We start from the raw sequence: 17062 nt of genomic DNA, 5'->3' as shown, positions 1-17062 counted from the left end.
TGTCATGTTAACTTTTGTTGCGGGAATCCATCATGCATCCGCACAAATGAAAAGCTGTTGTGAACCCGACAGTACCATCCTCATTTCAACGGTCAGGCAAACAGAAGGCACTTTGAAGATGGTTCGGATCCTGGACAGCATCAACAAACACGCCAACCCCGAGGATTTTTACGTGATGAATACCCAGCGGGCTGAGATTTTCCGGCAAAAACTGATTGCAGAACAGGATCCTGCTAAACGGCTCAATTACTATTTTCAATACAGCAACGAATGCCTGAATGCCGGTAATACCGATGAGGCGATCGGCGTAATGAGCCAGGTGATCAATGCGCTGAAACTGACCTGGGAAACACTGAACACGGATAACAAGTCATTGTTAGACCTGCTCGCCATCTCCTACATGCGCAAGGGCGAACTGGAAAACTGTGCAGCCAACCACAATGCGCATAGCTGTATCATCCCCATACAGGGTAATGGAATTCATAAACTCCCGTATGGTTCGCAAAATGCCATCGAAATTTACAAGATGATACTCACTAAATTTCCCGATGACCTGCAATCGAGATATTTATTGAACATCGCCTACATGACACTGGGAAAATATCCTGATTCAGTTCCCAGGCAATGGCTGATCGAATCGGAAATATTTAAACAGAATGTCACCGGTAATATCGTTTTTAAAGACGTAGGTGGGAAAAAAGGAGTTGATATGAATGGTATATCCGGTGGCTGTGTAGTGGAAGACCTGGACAACGATGGTTTACTGGATATCATGGCTTCTTCCTATGGCCTCAGCGACCAGGTACGGTATATGCGCCAGCAAAAGGATGGCAGTTTCAAAACTGAAACACTTTCATCGGGTCTCGTTGGTATAACCGGCGGACTTAATCTTGTTCATGCAGATTTTAACAATGATGGTTTTGCTGATTTTGCAATACTGAGAGGTGGCTGGTGGGGGAAGAATGCAAAATTCCCTTTGTCGCTCATTAAAAATAACGGTAACAATAGTTTCGAAGATGTGACCATTGAATCGGGGCTTTATTCGCCTTATCCTACCCAAACTGCTGCCTGGGGAGATTTTAATAACGACGGATGGATCGATCTTTTTGTCGCACATGAGAATTATCCCTGCCAGTTATTCATCAACAATAAAGGGAAGTTCAAAGACATAGCGCCAAAACTGGGTTTAAACATCACCACGTTTGCAAAAGGCTGTGTATGGGGCGATATCAACAATGATGGCTTTCCCGACCTTTATCTTTCTGCGTTGGGCGCCCCCAATAAATTATGGCTGAACAAACCGGGTGCAAATCCCGGCGAAAGAATATTTGAAGACATTTCCAGGTCAGCCGGGGTGGAAGAACCATTATACAGTTTCCCCACCTGGTTCTTTGATTTTGATAATGACGGCTGGCTTGATCTTTTTGTTTCCGGCTATGATACCCGTCGTTTTTCACAAGTGGGCGGAGATGCTGCCTGTGATATGCTCGGTATGCCACCGCTGGGGGAATTACCAAGATTATATCATAACAATGGCAACAATACATTTACCGATGTGAGCGCCGCTTATGGTGTCAATCACGTGAACTATGCCATGGGTTGTAATTTTGGTGATATTGACAACGACGGCTGGCTTGATTATTATTTAGGCACCGGCGCCCCGGAATATACCAGCATCGTTCCCAATAAACTTTATCGCAACATTGGTGGTAAGAAATTTGAAGACATTACCTATGCCACCAATACCGGCCATATCCAAAAAGGGCATGCCGTGGCATTTGCTGATATTGATAACGACGGCGACCGGGATATTTATGAAGTAATGGGTGGCGCCGTGGAAGGTGACCGTTTCCGGAATGTACTGTTTGAGAACAGTTCGGCAACCGGCAATCACTGGGTACAGTTAAAACTCGAAGGGACCAATTCAAACAAAGCAGCTATTGGTGCAAGGGTGAGGATCAAAGTAAAAATGCTGGACGGGGGTTCACAGAACTTTTATCATACCGTTTGTACAGGTGGAAGTTTCGGCTCCAGTCCATTGCGCATTGAAGCCGGCCTGGGTAAAGCAACAGCCATTGAAGAGATAGAGATCAGGTGGCCGAATACAAAGCAGAGCGTTGAGGTCATTACGAATGTTTCAATGGATACGCTGGTGAAGATCAAAGAAAAGCAGTAAAGGAAAGGCCGAGTGATCATTGGTCATTCTTTATTTCCTTAAACACATTACTGCATGCTTCGATCTTCAATTCTCCTTCCCTGAATATTTTTTTTGTGTCAGCGGTTTCCATTTCTATTTTCATTTTATAAATACCGGATCTCAGTTCATACAGGAATTCCTGGTTTTTGGGCAATACTTTCACTGATAAAGCATTTGTTTCATACCCGTTCCCGTTCCGCCTGTACAGGCTTACAATCAACGGATTTGCAGTCAGGTTCCTGATACACATATCCGACACGTTTTTAATGGCGCAACTATCTTTTTTCTCCACCGCATTTTGCTGTCCCATGGACGTTTTCGGCGTTTTGATGACACGTACCAGTTCCACAAGTGTTTTACCTCCTTCGATAATATTCGATGTGATGTTGTTCTGCGCTGTGGTGCTTGCAGCTGCCATGACGGCTGCAGCCAGGATAAATGTTCTCATAACTGAAATTTTTAGTTTTGCGTATGTTCTCAGGATGCGCCTTGTCCAGATTTTACATAAATCAATTCTCCGCCCCGGCTCGTGGCCCACGAAACGGAATTTTGTCTCAGCGGGGTTTTCACTGCATACCCCTGAATAATAAGACTCTTGCGTGAAACCCCGATGAATTGTACAGACTTTCCGCCCTGGCCTCCTTCCCAGCAACGTCCTCAGCCTCCACACAAATCACTGGAGAGACGTTGCTGAGAATAAGAATAGCACGAACGAACAACAAAAGTATTTGCAAAAGCAGGACGAGACATGCAAGCATCAGCAGTAGTTCGGGCTTGATGTTCAATGTTCAGCTATAGTTCATAACTTCAACAACATATTTTCAAATGGGCATTTGTACCGGGTTGAAGTAACACGGAATATCGCCACATCGCCAAGCCCAGATGTAAGCGGTCATTGTAAAAAAACAGTAACAAACCATAGACAACAATAAAAATAGAACCCTATGAGAAAAATAATTTCATTTATGCACATATCGCTTGACGGTTTTGTAGCAGGACTGAACGGAGAAATGGACTGGATTAAAGTTGATGAAGAAATTTTTGATTATGCCGGTAAGCGGATAAGCGAAGGGGACACTGCATTATATGGACGAGTAACTTATCTGATGATGGAAAATTACTGGCCTACCGCAGGAGACAAGCCGACAGCAACCAAACACGACATTGAACATTCAAAGTGGTATAGCAAAGTTCACAAAGTTGTTTTATCAAAAACAATGAAAGACACGGACCTGCCTCCCGGACAGGCAGGTTTGACAAACCCAAAAATTATTAGCGACAACCTTTTGGACAGAATAAATGAAATAAAACAACAGGCAGGTAAAGACATCTTGCTTTTTGGTAGCCCGACAGCAACACATTCACTTATTCAACTGAACTTAATTGACGGCTACTGGCTATTTGTTAATCCAATTATTCTTGGACGAGGCATTCCATTGTTTGCAGACATCAAAGACAAAATAAAACTAAATCTATTGACTACTCGACAATTTACTTGCGGGGTAACTGAACTGAATTACACAGTGGACAGACAATAACAACGAACCGCTAACCAAGCATGGCCGCAATTTGTGCGGACGGAATACTAATTCCCCCAACTACGCCAAGCCCTGCCCGTTGGCTGCCATAGTGGATAGACTCTAACTAATTCAACTTGTACTCAATTAATTTCCTTATGCAGAAATCAATATTCATTCTTTTCCTAAGCATCGTACTTGTATTTAACCGTCAAGATCTTTTTGCTCAAACATGCGGTATAAGACAATTAGACCCAAGAGTAGCTTCATTCTTAAAAATGATTGGATACCAGGACATGACAATTGAACAACTTCGTAATATACCTATTGAACAACTTAAGTTTGCAGGACCACCACTAATCCCATATCCAAAAGAAGATGTTAAGCGTATCAAAATAACTCCGGATAGCATTCCTGTATTACTATTTAATCCTTCTCATGCACAAAATCTTCCCATCTTAATCAATTATCATGGAGGTGGTTTTATTTCGCCTTTATTACCAGGATTAGAGCATTCACTTTGGCAGAATGCAAAAACTTACGGAGCAGTTGTTTTTGCCATTGATTACCGGGTTGCACCTGAAAACAAATTTCCTGCTGCTGTAAACGACAGTTACAATGCCTTTAAATGGATTACCGAACATGGCAATGAATTTGGTGGTGATACAAGTCGTATTGCATTGATAGGGAATAGTGCAGGTGCAAACTTAGTAGCTGTGGTGACGCAAAAAGCAAAAAAACGGCATCTCCAATAAGATAAAGCTTCAAATAATGAACGGGCTTCCCGGGGATTGCAGCCCGAATAATATGGAAACGTCCGTGTCTTATCAGGAAAATGCCAAAGGTTATTGGCAAACAAAGGCAGCTTGTTATTTTGCAATAGAATTGTATGCCCCCGGACAATACAAAGATCCGGAAGTGTCCCCTATGCTCACAGAAGATTTGAAAGGCTTACCATCTGCTGTCATTATTAATGCTGAGTTTGACCCGCTGAGAGATGATGGTTTTTTGTACGCCGCTAAATTGAGAAAATCTGGTGTAAAGGTTTGGGACAAATGCTTCGCAGGGCAAATTCATATGTTACTGGGATTGCCATCAAATGCTGAAGAGATAAAAGAACTTGAAACAATTGTAAAAACTGCAATGAAAGAAAGTTTTTACAAGTAACAATCTGAATTTTATAATGTCAAAACAAGCAAACTAATATTTTTTATTAAAGGCCGACAAAATACGGCAGCCAATAAAAGTATTTGCAAAAGCAGGGCTTGACAATGTAACATCAGCTATGCAAGCATCAGCAGCGGTTCGGGCTCGATATTCATCTTTCAGCTTTAGTTCATAACGAGACATATTTTTAAATTGCATTTGTACCGGGGCGGACAATCAATGAATTCCCTGCCTTCCAAATACCCGGTCGTTAGCCGCAACCCTATGGCAACAGTGCTAACATTAAACTGATGGATAAAAATAAAGCAGGATTTTAAAATGGAAAATAAGCAACCCTTAATTTTATATTTTATATGAACGTACAAGAACAAATCAAAAAATATATTTCCAGCCAGCCTGAACCAAAACGTAGTGACATGCAAGCGTTGCACCGCATCATTCTGGAAGTAATGCCGGCATGTAAATTATGGTTCCTGGATGGCAAAAACAGTGAAAATAAAACTGTTTCCAATCCTAATATAGGGTATGGATTTCACAGCATAAAATATGCTGATGGAAAAACCAGAGAGTTTTATCAAATTGGTATCAGTGCAAACAAAACCGGGATCTCTGTCTATATCCTTGGTATCACTGAAAAGACATACTTAGCTAAAAACGTATGGAAAAAAAATAGGCAAGGCCAGCGTGACCGGGTATTGCATTAAGTTCAAAACTCTAAAAGATATAAACCTTGAAATACTTGAAGCGGCAATGCGATATGGGGTTGAGACCTCGCTCCGAGAGTAACACTACAGCCAAAATGGGGTTTTATGCAACTTGGGGCTGACGAACTAAGTTCAGCCAATCACTACCAATCTTCAGTCATCGGCCTGACCGTTTATTGATTCGCTTTGCAATCACAAATAAAATTTCATAAAAAGTCTTAGATTACAAAAAAAGGTTCCTTTAATAAGCAACAGTACCGTGCAGACACAGCATCAAATTCCCAAACAGCGGCAATGCCCGATGTTGGTGGCAACTTTTCAGAGGCACTCTACTATTTAAATATTTACAAAATGACAGACAAAACTATTTATAAAGATGCACCTGATTATTGCCATTACTTTTTTGAGCTGGTGGAGACTGGTAACCTGCTCAATGAACTTGAAAAAAGTAAAAAATTCACGCAAGACACATTTGACTTAATAACAACAGAAAAAGAAAACTACTCTTATCAACCAAACAAGTGGACAGCCAAAGAAGTTCTTCGACACATTATTGACTGCGAAAGAGTTTACACATACAGAGCATTTCGTTTTTCAAGGTTTGACAACACAGAACTTGCAGGTTTTGACGAAAATAAATACATAGAACAAATTAAGAATACAGAACAACCATTAACTGATTTATTGAATGAATACTCAATAGTAAGAAATTCAACAATCGCATTATTTAAGACAATGAATGATGAAATGTTGGATAACAAAGGAATTGCTAACAATGTATATTTTACAGCAAGGACACTTGGTTTTATGACTGTTGGACATAACTTTCATCATTGCAATTTTATCAGGACAAAATATTTGAATGAGTAAAAAAAGTTGCCCCCATCATCAGCAATACCCAGCCCGTTAGCGGTCATTGTAACCGACACCCTGCAAACTTCAGGCAGACAGAAAAAAAAAGATTAAAAAAGATTTGCGAAACCGAAAAGTTGCACATATATTTGCAACCGATTAGTTTCACAACTTCTATTTCAAACAAATGAGAAGAGACATTTTTCAAGCAATCGCAGACCCGACAAGGCGGGCTATTATTGCCTTAATTGCATTGCAGGCAATGACACCGAACGCCATTGCCGACAACTTCAACACGACCCGGCAAGCAGTGTCAAAACATTTACGCATTCTCACGGAATGTGAACTTGTAAAACAAGAACATCAAGGCAGAGAGATTTACTACTCCCTTGAAATTGACAAAATGAAAGAAATAGACAAATGGTTAGACCAATACCGAAATATTTGGGAAACCCGGTTTAATCAACTCGACAGTGTTTTATCAACAATTAAAAAAAATAAAAAATGAATAACAATTTGCTATTTGATTTTACCGTTGACAAAATAACAAGAACGGTATTTATTAACAGAGAATTTGCAGCCGAACTTCCGCTGGTATGGGATGCTTTTACTAAACCGGAAATACTGGACCAATGGGTCGCACCTAAACCCTGGCTATCCAAAACAAAATATATGAATTTCAAAGTTGGTGGAAGAAGATTTTATGCTATGGTCAGCCCCGAAGGACAAGAGCGTTGGTCAATTCAGGAATATACTTCCATTACGCCCAAAATCAATTTTAAAATGTATAATACTTTTGCAGACAAAGATGAAAATCCCGAATTGCCGGGTTCTGAATGGGAGTATAATTTCAGTGAACAAAACGGCATTACAAAAGTGAGTATTATTATTAAAAATGAATCGCTTGCCCGTATGGAGAAGATGATTGAAATGGGCTTTACAGAAGGCTTTAAAATGGCTATTGATAACTTAGAAAAATTACTAACAACTTTATCGAAAAAATGATTTGCGTTTTCAAAAACGTTTGCCAAAATTTTAAAAAAGTAAACAATTTAATAATCTAAAAATATAAATTATGGCACTTATCAATCCTTACATTCACTTCAACGGAAATGCCGAAGAAGCATTTACATTTTACAAATCAGTATTTGGCGGAGCGTTTGCAAAGATTGCCCGTTACAAAGACATATCAAGCCCTGAATACCAAATACCAGAAAATGATGCAAACAGAATCATGCACATTGCTTTGCCTGTCGGCAAAAGTAATGTGTTAATGGCTAGTGACACGATGGAAAGTATGGGACAAGTAACGGAAAATGACAACAGAAATACTATATCAATCAGTGCAGAAAGTCGTGAAGAAGCGGATAAGTTATTCAACGGACTTTCAGCAGGTGGTAAAATTGAAATGCCAATTGCCGACGGCCCATGGGGTTCATACTTTGGAATGTTTGCCGACAAATTTGGTGTGCAGTGGATGGTGGACTTTACCCAGGATATAACGGGCAAAAGTAACTGAAGAAAAACAACGAACGCCTAACACGAACTGGTAAAAACCCAGACAAAATCCGGTCTTTTTTACGATCTTGCTGAACAGTAATCGGGTTGATCATTTTATACGAAGTTTCTTGCCTCTACATGGCCGTTAGCAATCATTGTACCGGCCATCAGTGCAAACATCAAACAGCCGGCAAAAAAAAAATAAAATGAAAACTTAACTTATGAAAGAAGGACAAAAATCATTATCAAAATGGATACTTATAGTATCAGGAGTTTTTGCACTACTTGAACTTATGGTGAGTTTAGCATTATGCTTTTCACCGCAATCGGTTCTGGAGACTGTTGACCTTAGTGCAAAAGGCGTGGATTACTTGATTTATATGTGGGCTGCCCGGCAATTTGCCCTTGGTTTTATCTTTGGCTTTGCGACATTTAAAAAATCAATCCCTATGCTGACAATCGCATATATTTTCTTTTTAGTAATGATGGTTGGCGACCTCTTTATTGGAATTTCACAAAAAGACAATTCCCTTATTATTGGCGCTTTAGTGATGTGCAGCATTTCTTCTGCATTGCTATTTGTAATAAACAAGAGAAAATAATAGTTGAGCATATCAGCAGCATTTTTCGAAAAGCAACTTATCGCAGACTGCAATCCGGTCACTTCAAAATCTTACATACCCGGGAAAAGTTCTATACCATGAAGAAAACAGCCCTTTTTTCCATTGCAATAGCTGTTTCAGTATTGCTGCATGCACAACAGCCATCTACAAAAGACCAGCAGGAAGTGCAGCAAACGGTCATTAATTTTTTTGAGGCATTATCAAACAGGGATTCTGTCAGCTTAAAAAATCACTGTACTCCTGATATTGTATTATTTGAATACGGGGGTACCTGGAATGCAGATACCCTTATCCGCAAAGCAATACGGTCAAATACGGCTGCTGATTTCAAGCGACTTAACCGGTTTGATTTCATCCGGACAACCGTTACTGAAAATACAGCCTGGACAACGTATTATCTCCATTCGGAAATAACAACAAACGGAAAACAGGCAACCGTACAATGGATGGAAACAGTTATAACAGTAAAAGAGAACAAAAGATGGAAGATCAAAGTATTGCATTCCACACTTTTAAAACGTAGTTGACGCACGAACTTACAAAAACGTCACCCGCCATCTTCCCTGCTTAGTTATTCACAGGCCCTGGTGTATTTGAAGGGTAACCGCTAAGGGCGCAAAGGAAATGCATGCAAAGAAATCAAAGAGATGCTGATATCTTAATCGCCCCGGTTGTTTGACCTGAAACCCGGTATTGGAAGCCTCCAGCTCCTTTGCGCTTTTGCGAAAATCATTGCGCTTTGCGGTTATTTTATCCTGCGTGTATCCGGAGGATAACACTGAGCGGGCTGCGACGTGTATGTATTTGTAGCAATTTCTACAAAACAGTTCTTAACTTTAATACATGCTAAAACTCATTTCTTTATTTTCACTTACACTGTTCACTGCTGCCGTGTATGGACAAAATAAATTCATCCCGGATGAGAAATATACAAGGCATTCCGCAAGGGCCTACGGTCTTTACGAGGAAAAGCAATACATGCGGTCTGCTTTATCTTATGACACGTTGTTCAAACAGTACAAAGGAAAGGGCTCAAGAGGCGACCGGTACAACGCAGCCTGTTCCTGGGCATTGGCAGGAAATACCGAAAAAGCCTTTTTCTATTTAAACCAGGCAATTGTCACGGGCAGATGGACCAACCTCTCCCATATACTTTCCGATGCAGACCTGGATGCCCTTCATGCCGACAAACGCTGGAAAGCACTCATCGACACGGTCCGGGCGAACAAAGAAAAGGCAGAAGTAAACTTTAATAAACCCCTGGTAACATTGCTCGACAGCATTTTCAACGAAGACCAGGCTGACAGAAGGAAAATTGAATCTGTTCAGAAAGCGTTTGGATGGCAGTCGAAACAGATGGATTCTTTATGGAAAAAGATAAGCTACCTGGATTCAGTGAACCTGATCAAAGTAAAGAACATCATTGACAGTTATGGCTGGTTAGGCCCCGATGTGGTGGGCGAGGCAGGCGCTCAAACCATATTCCTGGTGATCCAGCATGCCGACTCTTTAACACAGGTGACCTACGCCCCTAAAATGCGGGAGGCGGTAAAACAAGGAAAGGCAAGGCCTGAAAGCCTCGCTCTGCTGGAAGACAGGATACTCATCAACCAGGGAAAGGAACAGATCTATGGCAGCCAGGTACGATGGAATGAACAGGCAGGTAAAAATGAGTTCTATCCCATCCGTGACGAAGAAAATGTAAACAAAAGAAGGGCATCCGCAGGACTTGACCCATTAGAAGAGTATGCAAAGCATTTCGGGATCGAATACGTATTACCGAATGCCGGGAGATCAAAAAAACAATAGAATACGGTAGTGCATCCGGCTTTGCCATCAAAATAAATATTCCATACTTTAATTCATTCAACGATCTATTTTATGCGGCCAAAAGAAATTGTAAAAAACTGGGTAGCCGTCTTTAATACGGCAGATGCCAATGCCCTTGCTGAATTTTATGCCCCCGATGCCACCAATCACCAGGTGAACAATGAACCCCTTGTTGGAAAAGAAGCCATTCGTAAAATGTTTGCCGGTGAATTTGCCCGGGCGGAGATGGTCTGCCTCATTGAAAATATCTTTGAAGACGGCGAATGGGCCATGCTGGAATGGAAAGATCCGAAAGGGCTAAGGGGCTGTGGTTTCTTTCACATACAAAACGATCAGATCATCTTTCAGCGGGGTTATTGGGACCTGCTGACCTTTTTACGGCAGCAGCACCTGCCATTACCTGCAGAATAAAAGCCGGTTCGGTATAAAAGAAAAGCTGCTGCAGATCTGCAGCAGCTTTTACATGGGGTATACAGGAATTTAGTCAGTATATCTATGTCCTGCACTGATCCAGTCCAGTATTTTTTGTTTATCTCCTGCTGATAACTGCGGATTGGGCGGCGGCGGCATAAAAGACGGGTTTCCATCAACCGCTCTTGCCTTAATGCGGTCCCAACTGCCAACAATGGTGCAATCCTGGGTAAAGTTTAATCCACCCGTAGGGCTGGATCCGCTGTGACAGCCGCTTAAAGCACAATTAGCCTGTAATACGGCCTTCACGGCAGAGAAAGTAGAGCCGGGCAGTGCATTGGAAACAGTGGCTGAACCCGTTTTAACACAACCATCAGCATCCCGCGCAGAAATGGAATACGTATTTGATGTAAGCCCGGTGAATATATTGGATGCCTGGTATGCACCAGCATTCAAACTATAGGTAAAACCAACACCTCCTGTTGCCGTAATGGTAATGGTGCCTGTACCCGAAACAGAGCATATATCATGCCCGGTGGTGGCTGCATTGATGGTGAGTGTTTTACCTATACACGGATCCAGGTTTACGGTAAAACCTTGAGATTTTGTACAACCATCCAGGTCTTTGGCGGTTATGGTATATGCAGCAGCAGCCAGGCCGGTAAATATTCCGGAAGCCTGGAATGCGCCGCCATTCAGGCTATACGTAAAACCTGTACTGCCGGATGCGGTAGCAGTTATTGATCCGTTTGATGAACCGGCAGCAGGGCCTGCGTGAATGACCGTACCGGTAACAGTAATTGTTTTTACGGCACAAATATCAGCAACATTAAAGGTCTGGGTTTTCAGGCATCCTTCAAAATCCCTTGCAGCAACTGTATATGCACCGATCGCCAAACCGGCAAATATGCCGGAAGCCTGGAAAGCGCCGCCATTCAGGCTATAGGTAAAACCAGTACTGCCGGAAGCGGTAGCCGTTATAGACCCGGTTGATCCTCCCACCGTGGTATTCACAACCGTTCCGGTGATGGTTATATTTTTTATGGTACAGGGATCATTCACAGTGAATGTGTTTGACCCGGTACAGCCATCTGCATTTTTGGCTGTAATTGTATACGTTCCCACAGGCAAGCCGGTAAAATTTCCGGAAGCCTGGAAAGCACCGCCATTCAGACTATACGTAAAACCTGTACTGCCGGATGCCGTTGCATTGATCGCTCCCGTCGATTGCCCGGTTGTAGTATTGGTGACCGAAGCAGTAACGGTGATGGTAACACCCGAACAGGGATTGGGTGGCGGAGGCGGATCACTTTTGTCTTTACTGCAACTGTTAATGAGTAAAAAAGCAAAAAGCAAAATGGCGGATGGCAAAAACCGGATGTGTTTAAACAGGTTCATAAAAGCTGATTTTATATTTTTTAAATAACCCCCTGATTAATCAGTGGAGGTTCATGGAACGGGGTACAGGTATGGCATACCAACCTGCTTTACTTCTATCGGAAACATTTAGGTGTAGGTTGCTTCATGTTAAATATTATTGATCCGGAGCAGACAAGTTGTATCAGCAGATAAATTTTTTAAAACAGCCCGGCAACCTTTTATTGTTCTCCTGCGATATATATCCTGTTTTTATACACAATTGTCTTTTATGAGAAAAACGTTATTCTTTTTTTTTATCCTGGTGGGGTTGAAAGCTGTTTCACAGGTTGACAGCACGTCAACTATACTGATGAATGAGCTGGACAAGAAAGTCATTGTGCCGGAAGTGAAAAAGTCTTCACCCGTTTTTTACGCCCAGCGGCTGATCAATGCAAATACCGTAGAAGTATTACCAACGGGGCGCCTGAATTTAAAGTGGTGCATCTATTTGGGGATGTGGCCGGGGACTTTGGCGGAATCAAAAATGCCTTTGGACTGGATAATTCCACTGATATAAAGATCGCCTTCCTGCTGGGGCTTACAAAAAACCTTAACCTGATCGTATCCCGAAATAAAGGCAACGGCAGCGTGCTTCAATTGTGGGAACTGGGATTCAAGTATAAGATCCTTCAGCAAATGGAAAACGACCCGGCTCATCCTTTGTCGCTTGCTGTATTTGCAAATGCTGTTGTCTCATCACAGAAAGCAAGTACCGACCCGGTCCGGGAAAATTTTTACACTGCTTTTTCAGACCGCCAAAGCCACGTAATACAATTAATGGTTGCCCGTAAATTCGGCAACCTGTTTAGTTTTCAACTAAGTCCAACGTATGTTCACACCAATCATGTTGTACCCGGGGATGTGAAAAATATTCTGGCGCTTGGGCTTGCCCTTCGTGTACCGATCTATAAGAAATTCGTATTCATTGCCGATTATTTTCATTCATTCCGTTCGCAAAACAGTACAGATGCTTTAAGATCGCAGGGCATCCGTTTATACGACGCATTGGGTGTGGGCCTGGAGTTGGTGACTCCCGGGCATGTATTTCATGTGAACTTTACCAATACCACCAGCATCCTGGAAAACCGTTTTATTCCACGCACTACCACTTCGTGGGGCAAGGGTGAGTACCGCTGGGGATTTACCGTATCAAGGGATTTTATTCTTTTTAAAAACAAAAGGAAAAAATAATACTCTATTGAGAACTAATCATAAAGGCTTCCCCGGGGAAGCCTTTATTTATCTTTCATGGTATTCCGAATCCAACGCCACCCAACGGCAGTTTTACAAATGGTTCTGCCTGCAGGGAAAGCCAGCCGTTAAACTTATGCTGGTAACCCCCGGAAAGAGTAAGTACAGAAAAATAATGCCTGTTCTCATCCTTGATGGTCCTTTCGTAGTTATAGGTCTGCCCGGTTGGTCTCTTATACCGGTAATCATAATACTCAGTCTTCATCAGGTAAGAGGAAAGGCCTGCACTGCCAAACCAGTTATGATTTTTCCGGTTGCCAAAATGATAACTCACGCTCACCGGTATCTCATACACGTTGCAGTTTGCCGCCACTTCATACAGGTACGGATAGTTCCCGCCCGGGGTATGGTACTGTTCGGGCGTAGCGCTGTATATTTTCCTGGAAGTATAAAAACCGGTACGAACAGTGACCCTTTGTTTGGCAAAACTGTAACTGAGCCCGGCCCCGTACATCATGGTAACCGTACCCGGTTCACTTAATGAAATAAAGCTCAGGTCGGGCCCGGCAGAAACCGTTATCCCGAAATTACCGGCCGGGTTCTTTTTTGACTTCTTTTTTTCGGGAGTTGCGGAAGGCTTTTCTTTTGATGCAACCAGTTTCTTATCTTTTTCCTCTCCGGTTTTCTTTACCTCCTCTTTCTGTGGCTCCGGTTTATTCTGCTCCTCTTTTACCGAAGTCTCTTTATTGATCGCTGCTGGGGGAACTGCTCCAGTTACCGGTTCCTTGTTTTCTTCCTGTTCGGGCGCTGCTGCTGTAATAACCACATTCCTTTTGCCATCGCTTTTCTTCCTGTTACCCTGTTTCATATTAACAGCATTACCCGGCTCTTCTTCCTCATTACCTGCTATTGCTAATGAAGGTTCAGCGCCTGTTATCTTCATCTTTGATCTTGACTTAGTGCCTGGCCCCTGCTTTTTATTTTTTACAACATTTACATCAATGTTTTTATTGCTGTCGCTGCCTGGCCGTGACCCTTGTTCGCCGGATGTATTCAAGGTTTCTTCTTCCGGTTCCCCGGTTAAATTAGCATCCTGAACAGCCGCCGTATTTCCCGGATCATCCGGGTTATTTTTCACACCGGGCCTTTGCAGATCGGATTGTTTATCAACCGGCGCATAGGCAGGCTGTTCGCCGACCTTTTTTTCAGCGATCCCCTCCATACGGTTATTACCGGTGAACTGGTAAACAGCAAAGAATGCTGCGCCACCCAGCAATAAGAACAGCAGCAGGAAGAAAAGCGGTCTTTTCCTGTCCTTTTCCTCCGGCAGGTGTTTATCCAGCAATTTTTCCATCTTGTCCCAGGCCTTATCGTTGTAAGCCGGGTGATGATTTTCTGCTGCATCCCTGATCATATGGTCCATTTCCTCATCCAACATTTTTTATCGGGGCTGTTTGATTTTGACTGAATAATATTTTCTGTAACTGTTTTCTTGCTTTTGCCAGGTTCGATTTGGACGTACCTACCGAAATTCCTAACTGGTCGGCGATCTCTTCATGGCTGTACCCTTCAATTATGAACAGGCAGAGGACGGTACGGTATGCCGGTGACAGCTTTTGTATGAACCGGATGATCTCATCGTAAGAGATCTTATCAAGCCCATCCGCTTCATGAACCGATGTTTGTAAAACCGAAATATCCAGTTCGCCCACCAGCCGGTGCTTTTTGTTCTTCCTGAAATGGTCGATCGCCGTACAAACCATGATCTTACGCAGCCATCCCTTAAAGGAATTTATCTCATTGGCATAAGCAGGTTTATAACGGTGTACCTCCCTGAATATTTTAAGAAACCCATCGTTCAGTATCTCCACCGCATCATCTTCATTATTGGCATAACAGTCACAGATAGCCATGGCATAGCCATAGAAAGAGTTATATATCTTTTTTTGGCTCTCCCTTTCGTTCAGGGCGCAGCCCCTGATAGACTGGTTAAGTTCATCTGCCGAAAGCAAAGGTTCGTATTTTGTTATCTCAATCGTAAAAATCGGTTGTAAGGTTGCTTTTATAAAAGTTACGGCTTTTCGCAGTATTATGCAATAACTACAGATAGATGGGTTAGATATGAAATATCTGTAAAAGAAGTAATGTGGTAGCCCCGACAGGAATCGAACCTGTATCTAAAGTTTAGGAAACTTCTATTCTATCCATTGAACTACAGGGCCATCTGAATATCGAACAAGGAACCTGCCTACCGGCAGGCAGGCAAGGAATGTTGCATATTGATTTTCAGGACGGCAAAAATAAAGCTATTATGCCAATCTTTTACCATCATTCTTAAATCATAGATCAAACCTTATCTTTGCCATCCTAAATTTAAAGATCATGAAGTGGCTGAACCTGCTTATAAAATACCGTTTGTGGCTGGGCATCGCTTTTCTGGGCCTGGCAATTTTTACCCATATACAAACCAGTTTCTGGCCATCTTTTGTACTGTACCTGATCGCTGCGGTGGCCATCGTAGGGCATTTTCTATTTGGCCCCATGCGGCTGATACAGACCTATATGGAAGAAGGGGACATGGATGGCGCCAAAAAAGTGGTGAATTCCATCTGGTTCCCGGCATTGCTTATAAAACCCGTCCGCTCGGTGTATTATACCATCAAGGGCAACCTGGATATGGTGGACCAGAATTTTGACAGCGCTGAAAAGAACATGAAGAAAAGCCTGGCCCTGGGTGGCGGATCTTTAACCAAGCAGGCCGAAGGACCTAACAAACTCCAACTGGGCATGCTGAGTATGCAGAAGGGCGATATCAAACAGGCAGAAAGCTATATACGCCAGGCCATCAGGGCTGGTTTACCCGATAATGAAAACAATGCAGCCGCTTACCTGCAACTTTGTTCCATCATGATGAACAAGCGGGAATTCAGGGCGGCAAAGGAATATTTCCGCAAAGCAAAAAGCTTTAAGCCAACCACTCCGCAGATCGTTGACCAGATAAAGCAGATCGAGAAGTACATCACCCGGATGCCGGGGTAGTAATCGTTGAAGCCGTTACAGGGTTTCAGTCGTTTCACCCGTTAGGGGTTGCTGTTTTAAAACGGCTTAAACGTGTTAAACGATTGAAACGATTTGCAACGACTCAAACATTTCCAAACAACTCTTCCACCTTCTTAAACCGGTGATCAAAAATCTGCTGAAGTTGTTTTTTCACAAAGAGGCTGTTTGCCATATCTCCCAAAAACCAAAGCGGCAGTTTGTAGTGAACAATGTCTGTCATCTCCACTCCCCCTTCAATCATCTTAAAATGATGCTGGTGATGCCACATACTGTAAGGCCCATAGCGCTGCTCGTCCACAAAATATTTCCTGTCTTCTACATGGGTTATCTCTGTCATCCAGTATAAAGGAATGCCCAAAACAGGGCTTACCTGGTATTCGATGACCTGCCCGGCGTACATTTTATCACCATGATATTTGGAAATGATCTTAAACCCGAGGTTACCCGGTGTGATCTCCTGTAAATTGGCAGGACTGCTGAAAAAATCCCAGGCTTTGTCAAGACCAATGGGGATCTTTTGTACTGTTTTAAACGAATATACCTTGCTCATCGCCTTCCTAACAAATACAACACTATTTTGTTCGGTAAATC

At 42.5% G+C, this 17062-nt stretch carries 20 protein-coding genes, 1 tRNA gene and 1 pseudogene; 16 read left to right on the top strand and 6 right to left on the bottom strand.

Going from position 1 to position 17062, the window contains the following annotated elements; translation table 11 throughout:
- The first annotated feature begins 46 nt into the window (after positions 1–46).
- Positions 47–2176, top strand: a complete 2130-nt coding sequence (locus IPJ02_10605; GenBank protein MBK7375983.1) for a CRTAC1 family protein — start codon at positions 47–49, stop codon at positions 2174–2176.
- A 16-nt stretch (positions 2177–2192) separates the two neighbouring features.
- Here IPJ02_10605 and IPJ02_10600 read toward each other — a convergent pair whose 3' ends face one another.
- Complete coding sequence (locus IPJ02_10600) at positions 2193–2645, bottom strand: hypothetical protein (protein ID MBK7375982.1); 453 nt, start codon at positions 2643–2645, stop codon at positions 2193–2195.
- A 496-nt stretch (positions 2646–3141) separates the two neighbouring features.
- Here IPJ02_10600 and IPJ02_10595 point away from each other — a divergent pair, with 496 nt between their 5' ends.
- The 12 genes and pseudogenes from IPJ02_10595 to IPJ02_10540 all read left to right on the top strand — a co-directional run bounded on the left by IPJ02_10595 (position 3142) and on the right by IPJ02_10540 (position 10801).
- Positions 3142–3735, top strand: coding sequence for a dihydrofolate reductase family protein (locus IPJ02_10595; GenBank protein MBK7375981.1), 594 nt, complete (start codon positions 3142–3144; stop codon positions 3733–3735).
- 137 nt (positions 3736–3872) lie between these two features.
- Positions 3873–4469, top strand: coding sequence for an alpha/beta hydrolase fold domain-containing protein (locus IPJ02_10590; GenBank protein ID MBK7375980.1), 597 nt, complete (start codon positions 3873–3875; stop codon positions 4467–4469).
- A gap of 64 nt (positions 4470–4533) precedes the next feature.
- Positions 4534–4881, top strand: a complete 348-nt coding sequence (locus IPJ02_10585) for an alpha/beta hydrolase fold domain-containing protein (protein MBK7375979.1) — start codon at positions 4534–4536, stop codon at positions 4879–4881.
- A gap of 353 nt (positions 4882–5234) precedes the next feature.
- Positions 5235–5667, top strand: a pseudogene (locus IPJ02_10580) (DUF1801 domain-containing protein).
- A gap of 269 nt (positions 5668–5936) precedes the next feature.
- A complete protein-coding gene (locus tag IPJ02_10575) occupies positions 5937–6455 on the top strand; it encodes a DinB family protein (protein ID MBK7375978.1) in 519 nt (172 codons plus the stop codon).
- Between the two features lie 169 nt (positions 6456–6624).
- Positions 6625–6945: a winged helix-turn-helix transcriptional regulator gene (locus IPJ02_10570; GenBank protein MBK7375977.1), complete on the top strand. Its 321-nt coding sequence runs from the start codon at positions 6625–6627 to the stop codon at positions 6943–6945.
- The gene (locus tag IPJ02_10565) at positions 6942–7442 is read left to right on the top strand and encodes an SRPBCC domain-containing protein (GenBank protein MBK7375976.1); all 501 of its coding nucleotides are present in this window, start codon (positions 6942–6944) and stop codon (positions 7440–7442) included. Before IPJ02_10570 ends, IPJ02_10565 begins: the two co-directional genes overlap by 4 nt.
- Before the next feature lie 70 nt (positions 7443–7512).
- Positions 7513–7956: a VOC family protein gene (locus IPJ02_10560; GenBank protein ID MBK7375975.1), complete on the top strand. Its 444-nt coding sequence runs from the start codon at positions 7513–7515 to the stop codon at positions 7954–7956.
- A gap of 202 nt (positions 7957–8158) precedes the next feature.
- A complete protein-coding gene (locus tag IPJ02_10555) occupies positions 8159–8539 on the top strand; it encodes a hypothetical protein (protein ID MBK7375974.1) in 381 nt (126 codons plus the stop codon).
- 98 nt (positions 8540–8637) lie between these two features.
- Positions 8638–9087: a nuclear transport factor 2 family protein gene (locus IPJ02_10550; protein ID MBK7375973.1), complete on the top strand. Its 450-nt coding sequence runs from the start codon at positions 8638–8640 to the stop codon at positions 9085–9087.
- A 316-nt stretch (positions 9088–9403) separates the two neighbouring features.
- A complete protein-coding gene (locus IPJ02_10545; GenBank protein ID MBK7375972.1) occupies positions 9404–10369 on the top strand; it encodes a hypothetical protein in 966 nt (321 codons plus the stop codon).
- 72 nt (positions 10370–10441) lie between these two features.
- Complete coding sequence (locus tag IPJ02_10540) at positions 10442–10801, top strand: nuclear transport factor 2 family protein (protein ID MBK7375971.1); 360 nt, start codon at positions 10442–10444, stop codon at positions 10799–10801.
- A 69-nt stretch (positions 10802–10870) separates the two neighbouring features.
- Here the strand turns inward: IPJ02_10540 and IPJ02_10535 are convergent, their stop codons facing one another.
- Positions 10871–12199 (bottom strand): hypothetical protein, encoded by a 1329-nt coding sequence (locus IPJ02_10535; protein MBK7375970.1) that lies wholly within the window; start codon positions 12197–12199, stop codon positions 10871–10873.
- Positions 12200–12449: 250 nt separating this feature from the next.
- On the opposite strand from IPJ02_10535, the gene IPJ02_10530 reads away from it, so the two are divergent.
- Entirely contained in the window at positions 12450–12737 is a 288-nt protein-coding gene (locus IPJ02_10530; GenBank protein MBK7375969.1) for a hypothetical protein, read from the top strand.
- Positions 12659–13411, top strand: a complete 753-nt coding sequence (locus IPJ02_10525; protein ID MBK7375968.1) for a hypothetical protein — start codon at positions 12659–12661, stop codon at positions 13409–13411. The genes IPJ02_10530 and IPJ02_10525 overlap by 79 nt, the downstream gene beginning before the upstream one ends.
- Positions 13412–13466: 55 nt before the next feature.
- Here IPJ02_10525 and IPJ02_10520 read toward each other — a convergent pair whose 3' ends face one another.
- The 3 genes from IPJ02_10520 to IPJ02_10510 all read right to left on the bottom strand — a co-directional run bounded on the left by IPJ02_10520 (position 13467) and on the right by IPJ02_10510 (position 15633).
- Positions 13467–14834: a hypothetical protein gene (locus IPJ02_10520; GenBank protein ID MBK7375967.1), complete on the bottom strand. Its 1368-nt coding sequence runs from the start codon at positions 14832–14834 to the stop codon at positions 13467–13469.
- A 4-nt stretch (positions 14835–14838) separates the two neighbouring features.
- Positions 14839–15324: a sigma-70 family RNA polymerase sigma factor gene (locus IPJ02_10515; GenBank protein MBK7375966.1), complete on the bottom strand. Its 486-nt coding sequence runs from the start codon at positions 15322–15324 to the stop codon at positions 14839–14841.
- 234 nt (positions 15325–15558) lie between these two features.
- Positions 15559–15633 (bottom strand) — tRNA-Arg (locus IPJ02_10510).
- Positions 15634–15793: 160 nt separating this feature from the next.
- Here IPJ02_10510 and IPJ02_10505 point away from each other — a divergent pair.
- Positions 15794–16450, top strand: a complete 657-nt coding sequence (locus IPJ02_10505) for a hypothetical protein (protein ID MBK7375965.1) — start codon at positions 15794–15796, stop codon at positions 16448–16450.
- A 103-nt stretch (positions 16451–16553) separates the two neighbouring features.
- On the opposite strand, the gene IPJ02_10500 is transcribed toward IPJ02_10505, so the two are convergent.
- On the bottom strand, positions 16554–17021 hold the full coding sequence (locus tag IPJ02_10500; GenBank protein ID MBK7375964.1) for an SRPBCC family protein: 468 nt from the start codon (positions 17019–17021) through the stop codon (positions 16554–16556).
- Between the last annotated feature and the right edge of the window lie 41 nt (positions 17022–17062).

The sequence above is a fragment of the Chitinophagaceae bacterium genome, assembly GCA_016710165.1.
GTDB lineage: Bacteria > Bacteroidota > Bacteroidia > Chitinophagales > Chitinophagaceae > Ferruginibacter.
This window is presented reverse-complemented; position numbering and strand designations above follow the sequence as displayed.